The organism is Roseobacter sp. HKCC-CH-9351 (assembly GCF_037830295.1).
Classification (GTDB): Bacteria; Pseudomonadota; Alphaproteobacteria; order Rhodobacterales; family Rhodobacteraceae; genus M30B80.
The window spans coordinates 1,107,726-1,132,217 of sequence record NZ_JBBLYM010000001.1 but is presented as its reverse complement, the minus strand read 5'-3'; the positions used below and the strand labels follow the sequence as shown (position 1 = coordinate 1,132,217).

The following is a 24,492-nucleotide window of genomic DNA, read 5'->3' as shown; positions in this document are numbered from 1 at the left end:
TAACCCCAAAAAATAATCGCTGCAGCAGGCGGCCAAACCAAGCGCAGCGATCATCCTATCAACTAAGGAATTGTATCATGAAAAATGATGGAATTGAATCGTTGTGTCACGCGCTTGACTACATTGCCGACGAAGCAAACAGTCACGTGATTTTTCAGGACAAGAGCGATGCTGACGCGATCGCACTTTGGATTGCCAGTAGCTATCTGCTAGACCACTGGCTTCTCTTTCCAAAGTTACTGATCAACTCACCTGAAAGAGAATGCGGCAAAAGCACTGCCCTCCAAGTCGTGGAAGCGTTTGCGAGAAATGGCCGCATTGCGTCAAGCATCACCCCTTCGGCTGTATACCGTTTCATTCAAAGCTGCACACCGACCCTTCTAATCGATGAGGCTGATCGGTCTCTACGGGGCAATGAAGAACTAAACGGCATTATAAATGCAGGGCACACCCGTAGAACAGCAACCAAGATGTTAAGCGTTAAGGGGCAGGATGCCGAATGGAAGCCCGTTGAACTCTCTCTTTGGTGTCCGCAGGTAATAGCAGGGATCGGTGAATTTGAAGACACGTTGATGAGCCGTTCAATTGTCATTGGACTGCGCAGAAAACTGACTAGTGAGCAGGTCAGGCGTATGCACATAGGCTACTTCGAGGGCCAAGAATTCATAAGGAAATTTTTGCATGATTGGTCTGAGAGCGCGGCGCCGAGCACTTCACAGTTAGACCTGCCACCCCAGGCGGGAAACCGAATGCAGGATAACTGGGAGCCGTTGTTCCGCGTGGCATCCATGGCGGGGAACATTTGGAAAACAAAAGCGTTGAAAGCTTTTGATGTTATCGAGGTGCAGCGAAAGCCCGACAAAGTCACATCGTCTGGTAGCGAGCTACTCGCCGACATTCGTGAAATCGTTAAGGATGAAATTACGCCTGAAGTGCCAAGCAATGCCCTTCTGGACAAATTGCTCTATCACCCCGACAACGATTGGATGGCTGGAAACAATGGTCGACCAATCACCGGAAAGTGGCTAGCGAAAACCTTAAGGGTATATGGTGTCCACCCACAGAGACGTACTGCTCACAATGTGTATTTAATGGCCGACCTTGAGGAGGCGTTCAAACGCTACCTGCCCTCCTTGTGATCAAACCTTCCACATCCTCCATAAGTTCCAAAATGGAGGGTGTGGAACTTGTGGAAGGTCTATCGAAATCAGCCTATGCCGTAGCATTGATTGCAGACGAATGGCTTAGGATGTCCAGAAATGACGACATGCACAAACTCAGTATTTGCTACTTATGTAGGCTCTAGAACCATTAATCGCTAAAGTTAGACCTTTGCTCTTAACGCGAGAGAGGCTCAGTGATTAAAGGCTTCTTTTAACACCGTTTGCATTAGTAGTTCCGCGTGGGACTGGCTTTGGGTGATTTTTGCTTCCAACTGGTCGCAGAGATCGAGCAGCTTTACCACTTTTGCAACAATGGCTTGTTGTTCTTCTTCGCAGCAGAGTGGAACCAACGCAGAAGAAACAACTGCTTGATTTATTTTGGGCATGCTTTTTTGAGCGCCAGTCGCATTGCTTCGGAAATATTCCCGACAACTTGGACTCATCAAAGCGTGGTGCAAGAATTCCTCTGAGAGCGAGTCCACAGGCTTCAGTTTCATCATCAAGTCAGGGTAAATGAAGCAATTTTCTTGACCTCGATAGATCGCTGAAACACCCACAAAATCAATAGAATTTCCCCGCTGAATCAGGATGTCTCTCGGCTTTATCCATAGAAATGAATCTCGTGGTATTTCTTCATCAATATACTTTACTTGACTCGAGTCGAACTGCCCTGAGGTGGTAGCGCTCAACTTCAGCGTCTTGGTGTTTGTCGGGTAATCGACCGTCTTTGGTGAGTATCCATTTCTTGGATTCTCATAGATAAGCTGACCTAACCGACACCATTCCCACCCCTGCGGCAGCTCAAACGGCTTTTCCGTATCTGCAATCGGTGGCAGCGGCTTTTGTGTTTTAATTTTCTTATCTTTGAGCAGTTGCGCTTTTTCGGTGGCGATGCGGTTTAGCAGTTCGCGGGCAGGTTCCGCATCGGGGTTTTGCGCGCGCCAATCGGAAGTGAGTTTGCCTTCGATGGCTTCCTGTACTATCCGCTGACGTAGTTTTTTCAGCAGGGTTTTTTGATAGGTAAGTTCGCTCTTAAGTTCAGTACTTTCATTTTCGATACGTTGAAATCGGCCAAGAATAGCCAACTGCTCCTGTTTCTCTGGCAGCATAATTTCAAGTGGCAGTAGCTGCTTTGGTTTGATCTCTGTTTTAATACCACCTTTCACCTGCTCTTTAAGTAATTGAATAAATATTGGCGACTTCAGAAATCGCTTGAAATACTCAACGCTGACTTTGCGTTCATCAAATGTATACGACGAATAGTGAATTGTTGCTGTAACATCAGCGTCGCCATGAAAAACACCCAAGGCACCTTTGGCAGCGTTTATTCCCGAAATGACTAAATCACCTGGCTTAATTAGGATCATGTCCGTTTTGCTAGGTTTGTTATCAATGTGGAACTTACCTGAGAAATCAATCTTATCTACTCGTTGCAGCCCGGCTATTTCTGCGGAGTCAGGCTTGTAACGGCCTTCCCGCTCAAAAAGAAACTCACCAACCTTTACCTGCTGCCAAGTAGCCACTACGACAACTCCCCTCGCAACTGCTCCAACAGTTCATCGCTCTTAGCAAATGACTGATGCAGGAGGTCGAGCAGTTCGGCGCTTCTAAATTGTTTTTCTTCTTCGACGCGGTGCGGGTTCCTAATGTCGAGATTGTAGCCATTGGCTTTGATGGTATCGATATTTATCTGCCATGCTTGTTCATTGACCTCACGGTCTACCCACCAGTTTTTCAGCATGTCAAACTCGGCCAATTGGATAGGCTTAGTTTTGGAGTAGGCCTTGTAGCCTTCGGGCAGTTTATGTTCGTAGTACCAGATATTTGTTGTTGGCTCGCCCTTGGTGAAAAACAGCAGGTTGGTGGCCACCGAGGCATAGGGCTCGAACACGGAGTTGGGCAGGCGCACGATTGTGTGCAAGTTGCAGTCTTCCAGTAGTTTCTGGCGGATGCGTTGTTTGACTCCATCGCCAGTAAGTGAACCATCGGGCAGTACAATTGCCGCTCTGCCACCCTCTTTTAGCAAGTGGATGATCAGAATCAGAAACAGGTCCGCCGATTCTTTGGTGCGGTAGGTTTGCGGGAAGTTGTTCTCATTATTGTTTGAAACCACTCCACCAAAAGGCGGATTGGCGACAATCACATCGACCCGATCCTTACGGTTATATTCGCTTAAGGGACGTTCCAGGGAATCGCCAAATTGGATATTGGGGGTAACGATATCGTGCAGGATCAGATTGGTGTTGGCCAGCATGTAGGGCAGTGGTTTGTATTCCCAGCCACGCACATTGTGGGGAATAGCTTCGCGCTCGGCTACACTGCTGGCGTTGGCTTTGAGGTGATCGATTACGGCAGTCAAAAAGCCACCAGTTCCGCAGGCGGGGTCGAGCACGGTTTCGCCTTGGGCGGGGCTGACCATGTCGGTCATAAACTGGGTGACGGCACGCGGTGTATAGAACTCGCCCAGGGTGCCTGCGCTTTGCAGTTCGCTTAGGAAGGTCTCATAAATCTGGCCGAAAAGGTGCAGGTCTTTGCTGTTGTTGAAGTCGATTTCATTGAGCTTGTTGATCACCTGGCGCAAGTGAATGCCAGACTTCATATAGTTGTAGTTGTTGGCAAACACCTCATGCACCAATACAGCACGGCGATTAGCGGTGGACAGGTCTATCTCTGACAGCGTGGGGAACAGCTTGCGATCGACAAACTGCAACAGTTCGTCGCCTGTCATGCCTTCGTCATTTCCAGCCCACTCGTCCCAGTGCAACTCCGGCGGAATGGGCGAGCTGTAATTGTCATCCAACAACTCCAGCTCCTTGTCCTTATCGCTAAAGATTTTGAGAAACAGCATCCAGCCCAGTTGCAGAATGCGAAGCTCATCGCTACCGGTGCCAGTGTCCTGCCGCATGATTTTACGGGCGGATTTTACGATGCCTGATACGTTAGCCATGTGTCGTTACTGCTCTATTCTCGTTATTTAAGCCGCCTGATACAGCGCGTGTTCCAGTTGGGTTAAGGCCTGCAAGTATTGTGGTTTGTCCCCGAAAATTTTAATAATCTCTGTCGGGGTGCCGAACTGGTCAAACGGGTTGACCTTCAGCACCTTTATATCTTCGATAGTCTCGATACCTTCGTCGGCGTATTTATCGAGTAGTGCGTTGAGCACCTGGCGGGCCTCTTCGCCGTATTGAGTAAACACATCGCGCTTTCTAACCTGTTTGGCACGCTCGGCGCGGGTAAGCGGCGGCTGGTCGAAAGCAGTGTGGCAAATCATATCGAAGATATCCATCTGCTTGCCGATGGCCTCCTTCAGATTCTCCAGCACGATACCTTGCTCGGTCAGTTCGTCGATAATGGCCTGCTTTCTGTCAACGCTGTGCCATTTGTTTAGAAAGTCATCCAACGAATGGTATTGCTCGCGTACTTTCAGGCGGGTGTAGTCCTTCAGGCTGCCAGTCATCAGCTTGCCGTTGCCGTCCATATACTGAATGCGCTCGTTGAGGATCGCGACATTGACGCCATTGACGTAAAACTTGGGGCGCGGCTCGCTGATGATATCACCACCGGCGATGATTTCTGGCGGTTCATTCGGTCGGTCGAATATGATTTCCTCACCCATTTCATCGGTGATGGTTTCACCTTCTTCGATTTCTTGTTCGGGGGTTTCAAAGTCGTCATTCTCGCCCAATTCTTTCACACGTACCGGGTCGCCATCGAAATCCGGATCAGCAAACAGGTCGGTGACATTTCGAAAATCGAGAATGGTGAAAAAAGTTTTGCCGAATTCTTCATTAATGCGGGTGCCGCGCCCGATGATTTGCTTGAACTCGGTCATTGAGCCGATGTTGCTGTCGAGCACGATCAGCTTGCAGGTTTGTGCATCAACTCCAGTGGTCATCAGTTTGGATGTGGTTGCAATGACTGGGTAGCGTTCTTCCGGGTTGATGAAGTTATCCAACTCACGTTTGCCTTCATCGTTGTCGCCGGTGACCTGCATGACATATCTTGGATTCTGCGCCATCAGGTCGCTGTTGGCATTGGCCAAGGCGGCGCGCATGCGCTGAGCATGGTCGATATCGACGCAGAAGACGATGGCTTTGTCAAAGCGGTTGGTCTTGGTGAGGTACTCGGTAATCTTGTTGGCCACGGCTTCTGTGCGCTCGTCGATAACCAGTCTTTTGTCATAATCCTTACGGTTGTAGATGCGATCGTCCACCAGTTGTCCGCTCTTGTCGGTTTTGCCTGGCTCGGGCCGCCAGCCTTCCAGGTCGACATCCAGGCCAACCCGCAGCACCTTGTAGGGCGCGAGAAAGCCATCCTGTATGCCCTGCTTGAGTGAATAGGTATAAATGGGGTCGCCGAAATATTCAGTACTTGAAACGGATTCAGTTTCCTTGGGCGTAGCGGTGAGGCCAATGTGGGTGGCGGTCTTGAAATAATCCAAAATCTCGCGCCAGGCGCTATCTTCTGAGGCGCTTCCTCGGTGACACTCGTCGATGACGATCAAATCGAAAAAATCTTCGCTAAATTCGCGGTAGGCGTCCTTATCTTCGTCGTAATTGGTCAACCCTTGATACAGTGCCAGATAGATTTCGTAGGACTTGTCGATTTTCTTTTGTTTGATCACTGTCATTTTGTCTTTGAAATGACGGAAGTCGCCACGTCGGGTTTGATCAATCAGTGCATTGCGGTCGGCCAAAAACAGGATGCGTTTTTTAGCCCCAGACTTCCACAAGCGATGAATGATCTGAAAAGCGGTATAGGTTTTGCCGGTTCCGGTGGCCATTGTCAGCAGGATACGCTGCTGGCCTTTGGCAATAGCCTCTACCGTGCGGTTGACAGCAATTTGCTGGTAGTAGCGCGGGCTACGTCTGGTCCCGTCGAAGAAGTAATCCTGAGCGCTGATGCACTCGGCTTCTGGCGTAGTAATGCCTTTGTAGCGTTTATAGCGTTCCCACAGTTGTTCTGGTGTTGGAAATTCGTGCAGCGAGAGTTCGCGTTCAACTTGGTCATTGGCGGTGCGATCGTGCTCATAAAAGCCGTCGCCATTACTGCTGAATACCGTTGGTATGTCCAGAATAGTGGCGTAATCCAGCCCTTGCTGTATGCCGGCCATGACCGAATGTTTGTTGTCTTTGGCCTCGATAATGGCAACCGGGATATTCGGTTTGTAGTAAAGGATGTAATCTGCCCGCTTGCGTTTACCACGAGTAGTGAGGTTGCCCTTTACGTAGATACGGCCATCGGTGAAGCCGACTTCCTCGCGGACTTGCTTCTGCATGTCCCATCCTGCGCGCTCCAGCGCGGGCGTGATGAACTTGGTACAGATGTCGCGTTCTGATAAATCGTTTTTCTTTGTCATCCGATGATCGGGTTCCAATACTAGATGGGACTGGATTGGGCAGATAACCTTTTAATACTGCGCATGAACATTATTTACCCAGATGTTAAGTTATGAAAAATTCTATTACTATCCGCACGTGTAGCATATTTTACAATTTTATTACTGCTGTCTCCTCGCTGCAAACCAGCGCTCCTATTTACTTAAAAGGAAGAGATGGGATTCGAATCAAGTGGACGGATTACGTAGCGCTAACGAAGCAGGGAACACGGCGAAGCTTCTGTTTCGCTTCGGCATGAGCACCACTTTTCCAATATGCGGTATCGAAATTTCATCGTACCTTTTTTAAAAAAAATGCCTGGGCAGGACCACTTGCAGTAACCGTTGCACGTTTTTTCCCCCCACCCCCACCTGCTAAGGTGACGCAAAGTAAATTTCTCTAGACAGATTTTGCTCAAGGTTAAGGAAGCTGAGCACTTGGGAATTGTTTCCCCAGAGTTTCCTCAAAAAACAAAAAGCTCAGCCACTTACCTCTAAGTCTTTGATTTAATGGCGATCCCTCGAGGACTCGAACCCCGAACCTGCTGATTAGAAGTCAGCTGCTCTATCCAGTTGAGCTAAGGGACCGCATACGGGCTGATTACCCAATCTTGGGCCCTGCGTAAACGGGCAAAGGGGGATGTTGGGTTAATGCGTCCAAACCGTGCGGCGGTTGGTGGCGAAATTCTCGCCATAGCCGCCTGCGCGCACATTTGGCTTGCGCGATTTGGGGCGCAACACCACTGCTTCGATCCCATGGGCGCGGGCGTAATCCTCGGCCGCTTCTTGGCTGTCAAAATAAAGGCGCACTTGCGCTTTCGTATCGCCGCTTGATGTCCACCCCATCAGTGGATCAATCTCGCGCGCGCTCTCAGGAGCAAATTCTAGAACCCAATCCTTGGTTTTTGCAGTGCCCGAGGACATTGCGGTTCTGGCGGGTTTGTAAATGCGCGCGACCATGGCTTGCTCCGTCATTCTATTGGTTCTGAGCGTTCGGGGTATCGCTCAGCCATCAAAACTGGTTCACATATCGGCAAAACGCGCGGAAGTTGCAAGATGAAGATGAGCGCGGGCAGCAGGAAATACCCCAAAATTGAATTGCCGGCCGAGATCTAGGGAGCGAGGGGTGGGCGGTGCGATGCCGACCGACAATCAATTTTCTGCTTGCAAGAAAAAGCTACGGAAATTTTCTCTCGGATGTAATCAAAATTTCTCCTTAAAGTTGTATAAATTTGCGACAAATTGTTCTGAGTTGATTAACTTTTTGGAAACCTCACAGCGCCCCAATGAATAAGCCCTCTATCGCTTGTCCTTGGCGCGCAGCGCTATAGGATAGACCCTGCGCACAGACCATGCGTGTGACCTGTGGAAGGGCCAAAATGCATAACAATTCGCCAAGCTCTATGCCCGATTTGCCACGCGCTGCGTCCCCGCGCGAGGGACGCGCCAATAGCGATCGTTTGGCACGCGAAAAACTCGAAGGCGGCAAGCGCTTTGTGATGCAGACCGAGTTTACCCCCGCGGGCGACCAACCCCGCGCGATTGCCGAGCTTGCAGCCGCCGTAACAGATGGGGATCGCAACCAAGTTTTGTTGGGGGCAACTGGCACGGGCAAGACCTTTACCATGGCCAAGGTGATTGAAGAAACACAGCGCCCCGCAATCATACTTGCCCATAACAAGACCTTGGCAGCTCAGCTTTATGGGGAGTTCAAAAACTTTTTCCCCGATAACGCGGTCGAGTATTTCGTCAGCTACTACGATTACTACCAACCCGAGGCCTATGTCCCGCGCACGGACACGTTCATTGAGAAAGAAAGCCAGATCAACGAACAGATTGACCGAATGCGCCATTCCGCCACCCGCGCGTTGTTGGAACGAGACGATGTGATCATCGTGGCATCGGTGTCCTGTATTTACGGCATTGGCTCGGTCGAAACCTATACGGCTATGGCAGTCGATCTATTCGCAGGACAAGACTATGATCAACGGCAGGTCATGGCCGATTTGGTTGCACAGCAATATCGGCGCAATGATCAGGCGTTTCAGCGCGGCTCATTCCGGGTGCGCGGCGACAGTTTGGAAATTTGGCCTGCGCACCTCGAAGATCGGGCATGGCGTCTTTCGTTTTTTGGCGAGGAACTCGAAGGCATCACCGAATTTGATCCGCTGACGGGTCAAAGCACCGATAAATTCGACAAAATCCGTATCTACGCCAATTCGCATTACGTCACCCCACGCCCAACCATGCAACAGGCGGTGAAGGCCATCAAAGAAGAATTGCGCCAGCGCTTGGATCATCTTGTGGCTGACGGGAAACTGCTTGAGGCACAGCGCCTTGAACAGCGCACAAATTTCGACATCGAAATGCTTGAGGCCACAGGCGTCTGCAACGGTATTGAGAACTATTCGCGCTATTTGACAGGCCGCGCCCCGGGCGAGCCGCCCCCCACCTTGTTTGAATATATTCCAGATAACGCCATCGTCTTTGCCGATGAGTCGCATGTTACTGTTCCGCAGATCGGGGGCATGTATCGCGGGGATTATCGGCGCAAATTTACTTTAGCCGAACACGGGTTCCGACTGCCCTCTTGCATGGATAACCGACCGCTGAAATTCGAAGAATGGGACGCGATGCGGCCACAATCTATCTTTGTTTCAGCCACCCCTGCTACTTGGGAATTGGAACAGGCAGGCGGCGTCTTTACCGAACAAGTGATCCGTCCAACGGGCCTATTAGACCCGCAAATTGAGATCCGGCCAATTGAGACGCAAGTGGATGACCTGTTGGATGAAATCCGCCAAGTCGCGGCCAAGGGCATGCGTGTGCTTGTCACCACATTGACCAAGCGCATGGCCGAAGATTTGACCGAATATCTCCATGAACAAGGCGTCCGCGTGCGCTATATGCATAGCGATATCGACACAATCGAACGGATCGAGATTTTGCGCGATTTGCGCCTTGGCGCCTTTGACGTTCTGATCGGGATCAACCTGTTGCGCGAAGGATTGGACATTCCCGAATGTGGGCTTGTCGCAATTTTGGATGCCGACAAAGAGGGCTTTTTGCGTTCTGAAACCTCGCTCATTCAAACCACCGGACGGGCCGCTCGAAATGCGGATGGCCGTGTCATCATGTATGCTGACCGGATCACAGGCAGCATGGAACGCGCCATTGCGGAAACGGATCGCCGCCGCGCCAAGCAGATCGCTTATAATGAGGAACACGGGATCACCCCCGCGACAGTGAAGAAGAATGTCGAGGATATCTTGGCGGGGCTGTATCAAGGCGATGTGGATATGAGCCGCGTCACCGCAAAAGTCGACAAACCTATGGTCGGTGCAAATCTGGCTGCCCATCTCGATGGGCTGCGCGCGCAGATGCGCAAAGCAGCAGAGAATTTGGAATTTGAAGAGGCCGCGCGCTTGCGCGATGAGGTCAAGCGCCTAGAGGCGGTGGAACTGGCTGTGGCGGATGACCCGCTGGCCCGCCAATCTGCCGTGGATGAAGCGGTCGAGGCGGCAAGCGCCGCAAAAGGGCGCAGCACCGCAGGGCGGCCTGGGCAACGGGGTGGGGTCAAGCGCCGCAGATAGGGCGGCACCCTGCGCGCCCTCACAGCCCAAGCTCGCCTTTTGAACCGCGCCGACAAAGGCCTCTGAAACGGTACATCTGCCAATTTTTGTGGATCATTATCCCGCATTCTTGTCGCCCTTGCGCGAAGAATTTGGTAGAAGGACGCGCATAAGAACAAGAGGCCGCGAGCATGACCCTCACCAGACGCATGATGATGCTAACCACGGGCGCATCCCTGCTTGGCGGGTGCGTGCCAAACCCGTTGGATGGCTTGACCCAAGCAGGTCAAAACTTCTTGCGCCCAACCCCGCCTGATCTGCAACCAACCCCAAATACGGGCTATGCCCAATGGGTGGCCAATTTCAAATCTCGCGCAGAGGCACGGGGAATACACCCCGTCACCATTTCGCAAGCTTTCCGTGGCACAGGCTATTTGCCAGGTGTCGTGACCCGCGACCGCAATCAGGCAGAATTCTCTCGCAGTTTCGAGGATTATTTGAACCTTGTCGCCTCTGAGGCCAAGGTGACTTCGGGCCGCGCAGCCTTTACCAATCAATCGCGCCTCTTGCGCCGCATCGAAGACCAATATGGCGTCCCACGCGAAGTGGTGGCGGCGATTTGGGGCGTTGAAAGCGAGTTTGGTGCAAAGCGCGGGGATATTCCCGTGATCTCAACCACATCGACCCTTGCCTATGACGGACGGCGCGCGGCCTTTTTCGAGGCGCAGCTTTTTGCTGCTCTGCGGATTTTACAGCAAGGCCATACAACCGCCGAAAACCTCAAAGGATCATGGGCAGGGGCCATGGGGCATACCCAATTCATTCCCACCACCTTTGCGGCCCATGCGGTGGATTTCAATGGTGATGGCAAGAAAGATATTTGGGGCATTGATCCCACAGATGCCTTGGCCTCAACCGCCGCCTATCTGCGCGAAGGGGGCGCATGGAAAAGCGAATTTGGCGTGGGTTGCGAGGTGCGCCTGCCCCAAGGATATTCGGGGCCTTCTGGGCGCGGCGCGCCAAGCACGCTTGCCACTTGGATTACGCGCGGCGTGGTGCCTGTGGTGACGCCCACCCGCGATTTGGGCAATGCCGCCCTGCTGCTGCCTGCAGGGCCAAACGGGCCTGGGTTCCTCGTTTCGCCCAATTTCAGCGCGCTCTTGCGGTATAATGCATCGGATAATTACGCGCTTGGTGTCATCTACCTTGCAGGGCGGCTGACTGGGGCGGGGCCTATATCCACGCCATTCCCACCAGATCAATATGGTCTGCTGATTGAAGATCGCCGCGCCATCCAAGAGGGCCTCAAGGCGCGTGGCTATGAGATTGGCACAATTGATGGCGTATTTGGCCGCCAAACCGAAGCCGCCATTCACGCTTTTGAGGCTGAAAGAGGATGGCCCATCACAGGCCAACCCTCGCAAACCCTGCTGACCGCTTTACGCTAAGGCGTGACTGCGCAAGGCTTGGTAGGCCGCCGCGCAAGCGATATTTGCCAGATTCAAAGAGCGAATATGCGGGGAATACATCGGCAATGAGACAAGCCGATCCTCATGAGCTGCGATAATCTCAGGAGACAGCCCTGTCGTCTCACGACCAAAAACCAAATAGGCATCTTGGGGAAATTCGACCTCATAGGCCGATTGCGCCCGATCATTTTCAAAGAGAAACAACTGATCCGCGCGCGGCCTGCGCGCTGCGATAAACGCTTCCCAATCATCATATTCTGTCAGGCGCACATATTTCCAATAATCCAGCCCCGCGCGGCGCACTGATTTCTCCGATAGCTCAAACCCATAGGGTCGGATCAAAATCAATTCCATATCCAAGCCCACGCAAGTGCGCCCAATCGTGCCCGTGTTCCCGGGTATCTCGGGTTGGAACAACACGATCTTCATCTGATGCGGGGCTTGGGGGCGCTCAGACATGCTTGCCGACACTCCACCCAGTGGCGTCTTTCAAACGCGCCTCACCTTTGCTGATTGGAAGATCTTCTAGGGCGGATCCCATACTGTCATTCCAACGATTAAGATACCCAAACAGCGCGACAACGGCCATGATCTCGACCACGGCGGCCTCACCCCAATGCGCCTTTAGGCGTGCGCCGATTTCTGGTGTCACCGCATTTGGCACAAGGGTTGCCGCCTGCGCAAAGGCCAAGGCGGCTTTCTCGGCCTCGGTGAAATGGGGGCTACCTTCAAAGGTGAACACATCGTTTAACCGATCTTCTGACGCGCCGAACCGCTCGGAGGCCAAGATCATATGGGCCTGACAATACAGGCAGCCTGATGCCTGACTGGACACATACCCAAGCAGGCGTTTGAATTCAGGCGTGACCGCGCCGTAATCCGTCATGACCGCCACGTTCAAATCGGTAAAGGCCCGCGCGATTGGCGCACGATGTGCCATGGTGCGCACAGAATTTGGGATCACCCCCAACGGCCCTTTGAAAAACTGAACGTGATCTGCCAGATCGCGCTCCATTTCCTCTTCCTCAAGCGGGCGGATCAATGCCATGATGCGGGTCTCCCTTCTTTTCCCTTTGCTGCGCAGACCGTGGCGCGCAGGGGCAAAACTTGCAAGCGAAAGGCGCGGGCCAATGGAAAAAGCGACCAACCCCATACGCCCAACCGATGATGCGGCGCGCGCATTGGCCCGTGGGATAATGGCAGACCATAACTATGCGGCGCTTGGGGTCACTGACCCGCAGACAGGAGCGCCCACCCTCAGCCGTGTCGCCTATGTCTGGCTGCCTGAGACGGCACAAATTCTTAGTCTTGTTTCAGATCTCTCCGCGCATAGTCGCGCCTTGGCAGAGCGGCCAAACTGTGGGCTGTTGATCGGCTCTGTGCATGATCGCGGCGATCCTTTGACCCATCCCCGCCTGAGTTTAGAAACCTATGCCCTGCCCTGTGACAAGGCCGAAAAAAAGGCGGCCTATCTGGCCGCCTATCCCAAAGCAAAGCTCTATTTTGATTTTGGCGATTTCCGTATGGTGGAATTTACCGTCAAAGCCGCGTTTTTAAATGGCGGCTTTGGTCAGGCCTTTCATCTTACCCCCGATGATCTGCGGCCTTAGGGTGTGTCACAGCGCGCGGTCAATTGCACTGTGCCACGCACAGGCTGAGGCCAGTTCAGGCGAATTGAGCCGCGCCCAACCCCATGCCGTGTGGTGGCATAGGGGGTGACGTATTGGACAACATTGGCGCTGTTGCGCAACGGCCCCTCAGGCAGGGCAGAGGCCGCAACCCGCGCCTGACCCTCAAAAAGCAGCCAATCGCGCAAATCCACCTCCCAAACCTGCTGCGGGCTGTTTTCCGTGACGGCAAGCGTCACAGGGTTTTGGGTGTCCCGCAAAGCCCTGAACGGAACCTCGCAGAATATAAAATATTGGTTTGATAGATGCGTTGCGGAGGGGTTCCACGTCAAACGTGTCAAAAACGTCTTAATCCTTAGACCGAGGCAGGCGGCTGCGGCATGTAATGGACACCATTGATCCGCCAATCACCCGCAATCTTGACCATTTCGTAAATCAAAAGATGGCTTTGCCCATCGCGATCAATTACTTCGACCTGCTGAAAAACGCCAGATTGGGTCATACGCGCCGCACCAAACCGATAGGTCAGCGGATGCCACACCATTGGATAACCTTGCTCGACCATGCGGGCAAATTGATCCTGATCGCCAAATAAATTTTGAATAAGGGGGCTTGCATAGCTCCATGCGCGGGGGATGTCTTGGGCGCGAAAGGCTTCAAGCTGGGCGGCAATGGTCGCTTCAACGCGATTATCAATCTCAGGTGCAGACTGCGCCAGCGCCGAGCGCGGCGCACCGGCCAAGCCCACCCCCAGAACCAAAATCAAAGTAATGACATAATGACGGATCACGCCTGATGACCTTTGACCTCTATCCCTTGCTGGCAAGAGGTAGGGGGCAAAAGGTAAAGGTCAATTGCGCCTCATGCCGCCAAATCGCCGCGCAATCCTGCCTCGATCAGCGCGATTGTCTCGTTCACACCATAAAGCGCGATGAACCCGCCAAAGCGTGGGCCTTGGCTTGCGCCCATCAACACCTCATAAAGTGCGCGGAACCAATCGCGCAGCGGCTCGAACCCATGATCTTTGCCAACCGCAAAGACAAGCGTTTGCAGCGCCTCATCTTCAATCGGCCCATCATAGACCTTGAGCCGCGCAACAAGATCCTCAAGGGCAGCGCGCTCTGTGTCATTGGGCAGACGGAAGGTTTTTTCTGGCTTCACAAAATCATTGTAATACCGCACCGCAAAACCCGCCGCTTGATCCATATCTGGATTGGTTTCAGGCGAGGCATCAGGCGCATAACGGCGGATGAACCCCCATAGGGTTTCCTTGTCTTCCGCCCCAGCCACAGAGGCAAGATTGAGCAACATCGCAAAACTGACCACCATATCGGAGGCAGGCACAGTGCCGTTATGAATGTGATGCACAGGGTTGGATAATTTCTGCGCCCAGTCCTGATCAGGATAAGCCCGCAATTGTTGGTGATATTCATCCACGGCCTTGGGGATCACATCAAAATAAAGCCGCTTGGCGGTTTTGGGTTTGCCAAACATAAAATAGCTCAAGGACTCGGTCGAGGCGTAGCTGAGCCATTCATCAATCGAAATCCCGTTGCCAGACGATTTCGAGATTTTCTGCCCTGTCTCATCCAAGAACAATTCATAGGTGAAATGATGCGGCGCAGGTGTGCCTAAGATTTCACAAATCGCGTCATAAATCGGCGTGTTTGTGGAATGGTCTTTGCCATACATTTCGAAATCAACGCCCAACGCCGCCCAGCGCGCGCCAAAATCAGGCTTCCACTGCAATTTGCAATTGCCGCCCGTCACGGGCAGCGTCCATTCACGCCCATCCTCATCATCAAAGGTGATCGTATGGTTCTGCGCATTCACCTCTTTCATCGGCACATACAGCACGCGGCCCGTTTCAGGGTGGATCGGCAAGAAGATGGAGTAGGTCTGTTGGCGTTCTTCGCGCAACGATTTCAACATCACCTTCATGATATCGTCATAGCGCTCCGCAGCACGCTTTAGAACGGTATCAAACTGGCCTGACCGATAGAATTCGGTCGCCGAATAAAACTCATATTCAAAACCAAATGTATCGAGAAACCGCCGCAGCATGGCGTTGTTATGGTCGCCAAAACTGTCAAATTCTTCGAACGGATCAGGCACTGATGTCAGCGGCTTTTGTAGATGCTCACGCAGCATGTCTTGGTTAGGCACATTGCCCGGAACCTTCCGCATCCCATCAAGATCGTCCGAGAAACAAATGAGACGCGTTGGAATGTCGCTGATCGCTTCAAAGGCGCGGCGGATCATTGTGGTGCGCAGCACCTCGCCAAATGTGCCGATATGTGGCAAGCCACTGGGGCCGTAGCCCGTTTCAAACAGCACATAGCCCTTTTCAGGCGGGGCTTTTTCATACCGTTTCAAAATCGCGCGCGCTTCCTCAAAAGGCCAAGCTTTGGAACTGAGGGCGGCATCACGAAAATCAGACATTTGGCTTCATCCATCACAAGCGCGGCATCGGGTGGCCGCATTGCCCCTGCACCTATTGCGGCAACCGAGCGGGGTCAATAATCTAAACCCAAAACAGAACCCTGAAAGGATCCCGCATGAGCTCTGAAACCTCCCTTTCTGCGCAGGACGCGCTCGTTGCGCTCATGATGGCAGTCTCGCTCTCGGATGAGTCAGTCGGCACCGCTGAGCTGGTCACCATTGAGGCCTTAGTGAATAACTTGCCAGTCTTTGCCAATTACGATGCAGATCGGATGCAAAATGTCTCAAAAACTGTGTTCGACCTGTTCGAAGAGGAAGATGGCTTGGATGCGCTGTTTGGTCTAGTGAACCAAGCCTTGCCAGAAAAGCTCCATGAAACCGCATATGCGCTGTGCTGCGATGTGGCCGCCGCAGATGGGTTATTGGGGCAAACGGAACTGCGTATGCTGATGGAAATCCGCTATCAATTGGACATTGATCGTCTTGCGGCGGCAGCGATTGAACGCGGCGCGCGCGCGCGGCATATTACACATTAAGACGGCAATTTTCGCCGCGATTCGATGGCGGCACCATGAAACCACAAATCCTAAGCACGTGGCCGGGCTATACGGCAGCGGCAGCAACGCGTGACGTTTTTGCAGCGCCTTTGGCAAATTACTTGGCCCTGCCCGCTTTGGGTGGGCTGCTGTTGCTGACGGCTTGGAATATGTCCGAACCGCATCATTGGAGCAGCTATGTAACAGCGGGGCCCGTCTCTGATCGTGGCCTCTTTGTGCTGACGCTGGTTTTGACGGTTTTCACGGATCTAACCGTTGCAATCGCTACGGGTGTGGCCATCGGCCTTGCGCTGAGACTGAAGCGGCGCAAAGTTCCGCCGCAAGATTGGACACCGCCTGATCGGTAAATGTCACCCAAAGCCGCGCAGCCATGACACTAGCATATCATTTTGCAATGTGCGGGCGCGACCTATCCATGTCCGCCCACCGGGGGGGCGGTCGCGCTCATCAGGGCCAAGCGCCGCACGGCGGGGCAAATCTGCACTAAAAATAGCGAAGGCCAAGGGCCGATTGGGACCCTCGATATAGCCGGTTAAGGTTGAGACAAAATTCAACGTGCCTGTCTTCGTCACAATCTCGGCCGTGCCAATTTGGGCTTGCACCTCGTCATTGACGCGATGCGCCCGCAACAGGTTTCGCAAGCGCCCTCTTGGCCCCACCACCACCAAAGCCTGCACCATTTGCACAGGCGTCATCTGGCTTAAATCCTGCAAGCCAGAATGATCATGTAACTCAGCCCGCCCCGACACATAGCGCCCTTCAAGCCGTGCCGCCATGTGATCGGCAGATTGGCGCAAACTTGGATTGGCCGCCCCCGTTAGGGTCTGTGTTGCGCGCAATCCTACGACCTCAGCCGTGAGATTTGTCGAATAGCGCAGCATAGAGCGCAGCATAGCATCAAGCGGCGCGCTTGAAATTTCCGAAAGAACCACAGCCTCAGACGGCACGGCAGTTGCGCGCCGCACCCTGCTCAGTACGATGCCAGAGGATCGCGCAAGGGAGGCAAAAACTTCACCCACATAGGCGGCCGTATTGCGCACAGGCAACCAGCGCCCCCCATCACCCGTAAGGGCCGATCTGGCCACCGACCAACCCTCGCGCGCCGTTGCCGTTTCCGCGCGGTAGTCCACAACAGGGGCCGCGCGATCCGCGACTGACAAGCCAATTCCCAAAACCGCAGGGCGCAAGTCATCCGCGCGGGCATCAAGCCCAACCTGTAGGCCATTCGTCCCCTGCTCCCATGCCAGATAGACCCTGTTAAAATTCAAGTTCAGACCCGAGATTGCAGGATTATACCCCGCATAATCGGCCTGTGTCACATCGATGAGGGGAATGGACGGCAGGGATGTATCCACGAGGTGCAGCGCGCCTGTCACCTCGCGCAGACCTATATCGCGCAGGCCCGTGACCAGCGTGGCAAGCCCCGTGGTGTCCAAATGGGGATCCCCCTCGCCATACAGCCAAAGATCCCCTTCAAGCCGCCCGTTTCGCAAATTTCCCGTGGCCAAAACCCGCGTTGCAAATCGATAGCCTGCCCCAAGGGCGTCCAACGCGTAAAGCGTGGTTAAAACCTTCATCGTGCTTGCGGGGGGCAAGTTTGCGCTGGCGTTATGGCCCTGTAATATCTCGCCCGTGCGCGCATCGGCCACAACAGCGGCCACCGCGCCTTGATAGGGGCTTGCGGCAATAAGGTTCTCAAGACCTGCGGCCCCTGCGGGGGTGGGCGCGGTCGGACGCGGCATCGGCACGAGGGAAGACAACGGGGCCTGCCCATAGGCCGCGCTTGCCGCAGCCGAGATACCACCCGCCAAAACCCCGCGCCGCGTGATCATCTGCCCACCTCGTTATCCTTTGCCAATCTTGCCGCGCAGTAAGCCAAGCCCGAACGGGTTTCTCAAGACCATACACCCGCTGCGCGCAATTGCGATGAACTTTCACTGCGCAAAGGTAGGGTAAGATAAGTCCAAGCTGGGGCTTCGTACTCGGCCAAGCTATAGGCTAATTCAGGCGCCACCCGCGCGGCATCGAACGCGCGCGCAGCTTTCGAGAAGCGGGCAGGCAACCCCGCTTGCGGGCGCGCAAAAACAGCAATCGGTAGGCTTGAGATGATCTCCTGCCAATCCTGCCACAGGTGAAACTGGGCCAAATTATCAGCCCCCATCATCCACACAAACCGCAGCTTTGGATAAAGCGCCTGCATTTGTCGCAAGGTCTGCGCGGTGAACCTTGTGCCAAGCTGCGCTTCAATACCCGTGACCCGCAGTTTCGGATGGCCCGCTTGCAGGGCCCGCGCGGCGTTGATCCGCGCATCAAGGGGCGCAGGCCCGCGAGATTTCAACGGATTACCTGGGCTGACCAACCACCAAACCTGATCCAACCGCAGCCGCTTGAGCGCCTCACGACTGATATGCAAATGCCCCGCATGTGGCGGATCAAACGAACCACCAAAGAGGCCAATGCGGGCAGCCTCAGGGGCAAAAGGCAAGGTGTGGCGAAACACGGGATAAACTTCCACGACAAATCATAGGTCCACCTTCGCCTCTATCACGAAGCAAAGCCGCAAGGAAAGCAGGCGAAGCGATTGCCGAAAGCAGCCATCCCCATTAGAAGAGGAAAAAATCTACTCTCAAAGGACAACGCACGCATGGCCTCCTATCAATATGTCTACCACATGGACGGTGTCTCTAAGACCTATCCTGGTGGCAAGAAATGCTTCGAGAATATCCGCCTCAGCTTCTTGCCCGGTGTGAAAATCGGTGTGGTCGGTGTCAACGGCGCAGGTAAATCCACATTGCTGCGGATTATGGCGGGCTGGGACAAGGACTTCTCTGGCGAGGCATGGGCCGCGCAAGGCGCAAAGGTGGGCTATCTGCCCCAAGAGCCGCAACTCGATGAAACCCTCACAGTGCGCGAAAACGTCATGCTGGGTGTGGCCGAGAAAAAAGCCAAGCTCGATCGCTTTAACGAATTGGCCATGAACTATTCGGATGAAACCGCCGATGAAATGGCCGCCTTGCAAGATGAGATTGACAGCAACAACCTGTGGGATCTCGACAGCCAGATTGATGTGGCCATGGAGGCCTTGCGCTGCCCGCCCGATGAGGCCATGCCAGAGCATCTTTCAGGCGGGGAACGCCGCCGCGTGGCGCTGTGCAAATTGCTGCTTGAAGCGCCTGATATGCTGCTCTTGGACGAACCGACCAACCACTTGGACGCGGAAACCATCGCTTGGTTGCAGCAGCATTTGATCGACTACAAAGGCACGATTTTGATCGTCACCCATGACCGTTACTTTTTGGACGACATCACAGGCTGGATTCTCGAACTCGACCGCGGCCGCGGCATTCCATACGAAGGCAATTACTCAAGCTGGCTGGAGCAAAAAGCCAAACGCCTTGAGCAAGAAGCCCGCGAGGATAAATCGCGCCAGAAAACTCTTGAGCGCGAATTGGAATGGATCAGACAGGGCGCAAAGGCGCGTCAGGCCAAGCAAAAGGCCCGTATCAACGCCTATGAAGAATTGGCGGGTCAATCCGAGCGCGATAAAATCAGCCGCGCACAGATCGTCATCCCCAATGGGCCACGCTTGGGTCAAAAGGTGATCGAAATCGAAAACCTGACCAAGGCCTATGGCGACAAGCTGTTGATCGAAGATCTCAGCTTTAGCTTGCCGCCTGGCGGGATCGTGGGCGTGATCGGGCCAAACGGCGCGGGTAAATCCACGCTGTTTCGGATGCTGACGGGCCAAGAAGGGCCTGACGCGGGCACGCTTGAATATGGCGATACGGTCAAGCTGTCCTATGTCGATCAGTCCCGAGATGCGCTGGATCCAGAAAAAACAGTTTGGGAGGAGGTTTCGGGCGGGGCCGAGATCATCGAACTGGGCGATGCCACGATGAACAGTCGCGCTTACTGCTCGGCCTTCAACTTCAAAGGCGGAGATCAGCAAAAGAAAGTGGGCCTTCTGTCAGGGGGCGAACGCAACCGCGTGCATATGGCCAAACTTTTGAAATCAGGAGGAAATGTTCTTCTGTTGGACGAACCGACCAACGATTTGGACGTGGAAACCCTGCGCGCGCTCGAAGACGCGCTGACGGATTTCGCAGGCTGCGCCGTGGTGATCAGCCACGACCGCTTCTTCCTTGACCGCATCTGCACCCATATCCTCGCCTTCGAAGGCGAGGCCCATGTGGAATGGTTCGAAGGCGCCTTCTCCGATTACGAAGAAGACAAAAAACGCCGCCTCGGGCCAGATGCGCTTGAGCCGAAACGGGTGAAATACAAGAAATTCGCGCGGTGAGATACCAAAGCCGCCCCGCTGCGGGGCGGCTTTTTCTCGGGTGAATTCTGACGCTGAACCCGAACGCTGCATCCATTTTGAACTCCGTGAGCGCAGACCCCACACTCGCCAATCTTAAGAAACACGACATGAGTTCCTAGATTTCCGAAGCCCAAGCTCTGGTTTACTCCCCCAATTCCTTTATCTTATAGGCAACTGGTTCAGGGAGCACCGCCCATGCCCAAGTTGAAGTTGACCCTTGCAAGTCTGTTCGTTGGCCTATGCCTCGGCCTGCCCGCCCATGCGCAAGATGCGGATGAACAGCAATTGGTCATGGCACTGATGCACTCCATGAACCGCCATTCCATCACCTATAACCGCGAGGTCTGTGGCTACGTCCTGCGCGATCAAGCGGGGCGCTTGTCCAGTTCGAAATCCAGTTGGGGCGGGCGCGACAGTTGCGCGATGATTGATGCGCCTGCGGGGATGCGGATTATATCCTCTTGGCACACCCATGCGGCTTTTGATCCGCGCTATGATAATGAGGTGCCCTCCACGATTGATGTTGAGGGCGATATGAGCCGTGGCATGAATGGATGGGTCGCCACCCCTGCGGGGCGGTTATGGTTTATTGATGGCCAGACAGGCGTGATGCGTCAGGTCTGCGGCGAGAATTGTCTGCCCGCAGACCCAAATGTTGTCTCAGACCCACATCCCGAAACAGCCAAAACCTACACGCTCGATCAGCTGTATCGCCGCTTCGGGGGTTAGGGCCTATTCCGCCGCGTCCAGATAATCTGTGACGGGCGGGCAGGTGCAAATCAGATGCCTGTCGCCATAGACATTGTCCACGCGGTTCACGGGCGGCCAATATTTATCAACGCGGAACGCCCCCGCAGGGAAGCAACCCACCTCGCGGCTATAGGCGCGCTCCCATGGGCCAACCAAATCTTCGACCGTATGGGGCGCATGGCGCAAGGGGCTGTCTTCGGCGGCGATTTTGCCCGCCTCGACATCGGCAATCTCCGCCCGAATAGCGAGCATTGCATCACAGAAGCGGTCAATCTCCGCCTTGGTTTCGCTTTCGGTTGGTTCGACCATCAATGTGCCTGCCACAGGCCAACTCATCGTGGGCGCGTGAAAACCGTTATCCATCAGACGCTTGGCAATATCATCGACTGTCACGCCCGCCTCGGCAAAGGGGCGACAATCAAGGATGCATTCATGCGCGATATGCCCGCCCTGCCCTGTGAACAGGATCGGATAGGCATCCGATAGGCGCTTGGCGATGTAATTGGCATTGAGAATTGCGATTTTGGTGGCCTGCGTCAGACCTGCCCCACCCATCAATTTGATATAGGCATAAGAAATCGGCAAGATCGAAGCCGAACCATAGGGCGCGCCCGACACAGGCCCTTGGTCGCTGTCCAATTCTGGATGTCCCGGCAGATAGGGGGCAAGATGCGCCTTCACGCCAATCGGCCCCATGCCCGGCCCACCACCACCATGCGGGATGCAGAAGGTTTTGTGCAAGTTCAAGTGGCTCACATCTGCCCCGATCTCACCGGGTTTGGACAGGCCCACCATGGCGTTGAGGTTCGCACCATCCAGATAGACTTGGCCCCCATGGGCATGGGTGATCTCACAAATCTCGCGCACCGTGCCTTCAAACACGCCATGGGTGGACGGATAGGTGATCATGCAAGCGGCCAGACGATCACCCGCCGCCTCGGCCTTGGCGCGGAAATCTTCAAGATCAACATCACCGTTTTCCGCAGATTTGACCACAACCACATCCATTCCCGCCATCTGTGCAGAGGCAGGGTTGGTGCCATGTGCGGAAACAGGGATCAGACAGATCTTGCGATGATGATCCCCGCGCGCCTGATGATAGGCGGCAATGGTCAAAAGGCCTGCATATTCACCTTGCGCACCCGAATTGGGCTGCATCGACATCGCATCATAGCCTGTGATCTCGCACAGATAATCCGACAGGGCCGCCAGCATTTGCGCATAGCCCTCGGCCTGATCTTGTGGCGCAAAAGGGTGCAGCCCGCCAAATTCGGGCCATGTGATTGGCATCATCTCGACCGCGGCGTTCAGCTTCATCGTGCAAGAGCCAAGCGGGATCATGGCACGATCCAGTGCCAAGTCACGATCCGACAGGCGGCGCATATACCGCATCATCTCGGATTCCGCGCGGTTCATGTGGAAAATCGGATGGGTGAGATACTCTGTTTCCCGCAAGAGCGCGTCAGGGATAGATGGCGCTTCAACCGCATCCAAAAGTGGTGTGCCAAACGCCTCACAGACCGCGGCCAAATGGGCTTCGGTTGTCACCTCATCCACGGAAATACCAATCCGATCTTGACCAACATCACGCAGGTTGATCCCCCGCGCCACAGCCGCGGCCATGATACGCGATTGTTTGGCCCCGACCTTGACTGTGATCGTGTCAAAATAGCTTTGCGTCAGCGGCGCAAAGCCGCCCGCCTCCAGACTTTTGGCGAGACGCGCTGCGTGCAAATGCACCCGCTGCGCAATCGCGCGCAATCCGCGCGGGCCGTGGAACACCGCATAAAGCGAGGCCATGACGGCCAAAAGCGCCTGCGCGGTGCAGACATTCGAGGTGGCTTTCTCGCGGCGAATGTGCTGCTCGCGCGTCTGCAAGGACAGCCGATAGGCACGGCGCCCCTGCGCATCGACCGATACGCCAACAAGCCGACCCGGGATGGCCCGCTTATAGGCCTCGCGACAGGAAAGAAATGCTGCGTGCGGGCCACCATATCCCAGCGGCACACCAAAGCGTTGCGCTGAGCCTACCGCGATATCGGCGCCAATCGCCCTAGGCTCGCGCAGAACTGTTAGGGCCAGCAAATCCGTGCAAACAATCGCCACGGCATTTGCAGCATGCAAGGCCGCAACTTGCGCAGATGGATCATGGAGATCCCCAAATGTGCCTGGATATTGAAAAATCGCACCAAAGACCGTGCTTGCGTCCATATCCTTCGGATCGCCCACAATCACCTCAATCCCCAAAGGTTCTGCACGGCGCTGCATCACGGCAATATTTTGCGGGTGGCAATTTTGGTCGATGAAGAAACCACGCGCCTTTGATTTTGCAACGCGCTCGGCCATCACCATCGCTTCGGCGCAGGCGGTGGCCTCATCAAGAAGCGAAGCATTGGCAATCTCAAGCCCTGTTAAGTCAGCAACCATCGTCTGGAAATTGAGCAGGGCCTCAAGGCGGCCTTGGCTGATCTCAGGCTGATAGGGGGTGTAGGCCGTATACCAAGCAGGGTTTTCCAAGACATTGCGTTGGATCGCAGGCGGGGTATGGGTGTTGTAATACCCCTGCCCAATCATCGAAACCATGACCTTATTCTTGGCTGAAATCTCGCGCATATGCGCCAGCAATTCCGCCTCAGACATCGCCGCCCATTCAAGTGGCTTGGTCTGACGAATATCCTTTGGCAATGTTTCATCAATCAGCGCATCCAAATCTGGTGCACCGATCACCTTTAACATCTCTGCCATTTCGGCAGGGGAAGGCCCGATATGGCGGCGATTGCCAAAATCGGTCGGATCATAGGTTTCACGCATCCACTTTGTCATGTCTCACACCTGCTCGGGGGGCTTATTCGCCAATGAAATCTTTGTATTCATCCTCGGTCATGTAGGCATCGACCGCAGAGAGATCGTCTACCTTCATCTTAAAGAACCACGCCTCACCGGTGGGATCGTCATTGACCAAAGAGGGGTTATCAACCAAGGCGTCATTGACCTCGACAATCTCACCATCCAGCGGGGCCAAGATGTCAGAGGCCGCTTTGACAGATTCAATAACCACAACCTCATCACCCTTCGCGGCCGCAGTCTCAAGCTCTGGCAATTCTACGAAAACCACATCACCCAATTGAGTGGCCGCGTGTTCGGTGATGCCGACCACAACCAGATCACCATCGACCAACAACCATTCATGTTCTTCTGTGAAACGCATTTGGA

At 54.2% G+C, this 24,492-nt stretch carries 21 protein-coding genes and 1 tRNA gene; 8 read left to right on the top strand and 14 right to left on the bottom strand.

Annotated features, from left to right (window positions below):
- The first annotated feature begins 77 nt into the window (after positions 1 to 77).
- On the top strand, positions 78 to 1,139 hold the full coding sequence (locus tag AAC632_RS05790; protein ID WP_340299883.1) for a DUF3631 domain-containing protein: 1,062 nt from the start codon (positions 78 to 80) through the stop codon (positions 1,137 to 1,139).
- 215 nt (positions 1,140 to 1,354) lie between these two features.
- Here AAC632_RS05790 and AAC632_RS05785 read toward each other — a convergent pair whose 3' ends face one another.
- The 5 genes from AAC632_RS05785 to AAC632_RS05765 all read right to left on the bottom strand — a co-directional run bounded on the left by AAC632_RS05785 (position 1,355) and on the right by AAC632_RS05765 (position 7,500).
- Positions 1,355 to 2,686 carry a restriction endonuclease subunit S gene (locus tag AAC632_RS05785; RefSeq protein ID WP_340299881.1) on the bottom strand — a complete coding sequence of 444 codons (1,332 nt, stop codon included), beginning with the start codon at positions 2,684 to 2,686 and terminating at the stop codon, positions 1,355 to 1,357.
- The gene (locus AAC632_RS05780; RefSeq protein WP_340299880.1) at positions 2,686 to 4,110 is read right to left on the bottom strand and encodes a class I SAM-dependent DNA methyltransferase; all 1,425 of its coding nucleotides are present in this window, start codon (positions 4,108 to 4,110) and stop codon (positions 2,686 to 2,688) included. Before AAC632_RS05780 ends, AAC632_RS05785 begins: the two co-directional genes overlap by 1 nt.
- 27 nt (positions 4,111 to 4,137) lie before the next feature.
- Positions 4,138 to 6,522, bottom strand: a complete 2,385-nt coding sequence (gene hsdR, locus AAC632_RS05775) for an EcoAI/FtnUII family type I restriction enzme subunit R (protein ID WP_340299879.1) — start codon at positions 6,520 to 6,522, stop codon at positions 4,138 to 4,140.
- A gap of 529 nt (positions 6,523 to 7,051) precedes the next feature.
- Positions 7,052 to 7,128, bottom strand: a tRNA-Arg gene (locus AAC632_RS05770).
- A 60-nt stretch (positions 7,129 to 7,188) separates the two neighbouring features.
- Positions 7,189 to 7,500, bottom strand: a complete 312-nt coding sequence (locus tag AAC632_RS05765) for an ETC complex I subunit (protein ID WP_317656386.1) — start codon at positions 7,498 to 7,500, stop codon at positions 7,189 to 7,191.
- Positions 7,501 to 7,943: 443 nt separating this feature from the next.
- On the opposite strand from AAC632_RS05765, the gene uvrB reads away from it, so the two are divergent.
- Positions 7,944 to 10,133 carry an excinuclease ABC subunit UvrB gene (gene uvrB, locus AAC632_RS05760; RefSeq protein ID WP_340298757.1) on the top strand — a complete coding sequence of 730 codons (2,190 nt, stop codon included), beginning with the start codon at positions 7,944 to 7,946 and terminating at the stop codon, positions 10,131 to 10,133.
- A 170-nt stretch (positions 10,134 to 10,303) separates the two neighbouring features.
- Positions 10,304 to 11,560, top strand: coding sequence for a lytic murein transglycosylase (locus AAC632_RS05755; RefSeq protein WP_340297718.1), 1,257 nt, complete (start codon positions 10,304 to 10,306; stop codon positions 11,558 to 11,560).
- Here AAC632_RS05755 and AAC632_RS05750 read toward each other — a convergent pair.
- On the bottom strand, positions 11,552 to 12,040 hold the full coding sequence (locus AAC632_RS05750; RefSeq protein ID WP_340297719.1) for a tRNA (cytidine(34)-2'-O)-methyltransferase: 489 nt from the start codon (positions 12,038 to 12,040) through the stop codon (positions 11,552 to 11,554). The two genes, AAC632_RS05755 and AAC632_RS05750, sit on opposite strands and share 9 nt — an antisense overlap.
- Positions 12,033 to 12,629, bottom strand: coding sequence for a carboxymuconolactone decarboxylase family protein (locus tag AAC632_RS05745; protein ID WP_340297720.1), 597 nt, complete (start codon positions 12,627 to 12,629; stop codon positions 12,033 to 12,035). The genes AAC632_RS05750 and AAC632_RS05745 overlap by 8 nt, the downstream gene beginning before the upstream one ends.
- An 82-nt stretch (positions 12,630 to 12,711) precedes the next feature.
- Here AAC632_RS05745 and AAC632_RS05740 point away from each other — a divergent pair, with 82 nt between their 5' ends.
- Positions 12,712 to 13,191: a pyridoxamine 5-phosphate oxidase gene (locus tag AAC632_RS05740; RefSeq protein WP_340297721.1), complete on the top strand. Its 480-nt coding sequence runs from the start codon at positions 12,712 to 12,714 to the stop codon at positions 13,189 to 13,191.
- On the opposite strand, the gene AAC632_RS05735 is transcribed toward AAC632_RS05740, so the two are convergent.
- The 3 genes from AAC632_RS05735 to AAC632_RS05725 all read right to left on the bottom strand — a co-directional run bounded on the left by AAC632_RS05735 (position 13,188) and on the right by AAC632_RS05725 (position 15,651).
- Positions 13,188 to 13,550 (bottom strand): hypothetical protein, encoded by a 363-nt coding sequence (locus AAC632_RS05735; RefSeq protein ID WP_340297722.1) that lies wholly within the window; start codon positions 13,548 to 13,550, stop codon positions 13,188 to 13,190. The two genes, AAC632_RS05740 and AAC632_RS05735, sit on opposite strands and share 4 nt — an antisense overlap.
- 14 nt (positions 13,551 to 13,564) lie before the next feature.
- Entirely contained in the window at positions 13,565 to 13,999 is a 435-nt protein-coding gene (locus tag AAC632_RS05730) for a DUF4864 domain-containing protein (protein WP_340297724.1), read from the bottom strand.
- Between the two features lie 71 nt (positions 14,000 to 14,070).
- The gene (locus tag AAC632_RS05725; protein ID WP_340297726.1) at positions 14,071 to 15,651 is read right to left on the bottom strand and encodes a lysine--tRNA ligase; all 1,581 of its coding nucleotides are present in this window, start codon (positions 15,649 to 15,651) and stop codon (positions 14,071 to 14,073) included.
- Between the two features lie 116 nt (positions 15,652 to 15,767).
- On the opposite strand from AAC632_RS05725, the gene AAC632_RS05720 reads away from it, so the two are divergent.
- Together AAC632_RS05720 and AAC632_RS05715 are read left to right on the top strand one after the other, a co-directional pair.
- On the top strand, positions 15,768 to 16,187 hold the full coding sequence (locus AAC632_RS05720) for a tellurite resistance TerB family protein (protein WP_340297727.1): 420 nt from the start codon (positions 15,768 to 15,770) through the stop codon (positions 16,185 to 16,187).
- Positions 16,188 to 16,222: 35 nt separating this feature from the next.
- Positions 16,223 to 16,555, top strand: coding sequence for a hypothetical protein (locus AAC632_RS05715; protein WP_340297728.1), 333 nt, complete (start codon positions 16,223 to 16,225; stop codon positions 16,553 to 16,555).
- A gap of 3 nt (positions 16,556 to 16,558) precedes the next feature.
- Here AAC632_RS05715 and dacB read toward each other — a convergent pair whose 3' ends face one another.
- Together dacB and AAC632_RS05705 are read right to left on the bottom strand one after the other, a co-directional pair.
- Positions 16,559 to 18,040: a D-alanyl-D-alanine carboxypeptidase/D-alanyl-D-alanine endopeptidase gene (gene dacB, locus AAC632_RS05710; RefSeq protein ID WP_340297730.1), complete on the bottom strand. Its 1,482-nt coding sequence runs from the start codon at positions 18,038 to 18,040 to the stop codon at positions 16,559 to 16,561.
- Between the two features lie 62 nt (positions 18,041 to 18,102).
- Positions 18,103 to 18,723, bottom strand: a complete 621-nt coding sequence (locus AAC632_RS05705) for a nicotinate-nucleotide adenylyltransferase (RefSeq protein ID WP_340297732.1) — start codon at positions 18,721 to 18,723, stop codon at positions 18,103 to 18,105.
- A 129-nt stretch (positions 18,724 to 18,852) separates the two neighbouring features.
- Here AAC632_RS05705 and ettA point away from each other — a divergent pair, with 129 nt between their 5' ends.
- Together ettA and AAC632_RS05695 are read left to right on the top strand one after the other, a co-directional pair.
- On the top strand, positions 18,853 to 20,508 hold the full coding sequence (ettA, locus tag AAC632_RS05700; protein WP_317656403.1) for an energy-dependent translational throttle protein EttA: 1,656 nt from the start codon (positions 18,853 to 18,855) through the stop codon (positions 20,506 to 20,508).
- Between the two features lie 216 nt (positions 20,509 to 20,724).
- Positions 20,725 to 21,258 (top strand): DUF4329 domain-containing protein, encoded by a 534-nt coding sequence (locus AAC632_RS05695; RefSeq protein WP_340297733.1) that lies wholly within the window; start codon positions 20,725 to 20,727, stop codon positions 21,256 to 21,258.
- A 3-nt stretch (positions 21,259 to 21,261) separates the two neighbouring features.
- On the opposite strand, the gene gcvP is transcribed toward AAC632_RS05695, so the two are convergent.
- Positions 21,262 to 24,102 carry an aminomethyl-transferring glycine dehydrogenase gene (gene gcvP, locus AAC632_RS05690; RefSeq protein WP_340297734.1) on the bottom strand — a complete coding sequence of 947 codons (2,841 nt, stop codon included), beginning with the start codon at positions 24,100 to 24,102 and terminating at the stop codon, positions 21,262 to 21,264.
- Between the two features lie 22 nt (positions 24,103 to 24,124).
- The gene (gene gcvH, locus AAC632_RS05685) at positions 24,125 to 24,487 is read right to left on the bottom strand and encodes a glycine cleavage system protein GcvH (RefSeq protein WP_340244695.1); all 363 of its coding nucleotides are present in this window, start codon (positions 24,485 to 24,487) and stop codon (positions 24,125 to 24,127) included.
- Between the last annotated feature and the right edge of the window lie 5 nt (positions 24,488 to 24,492).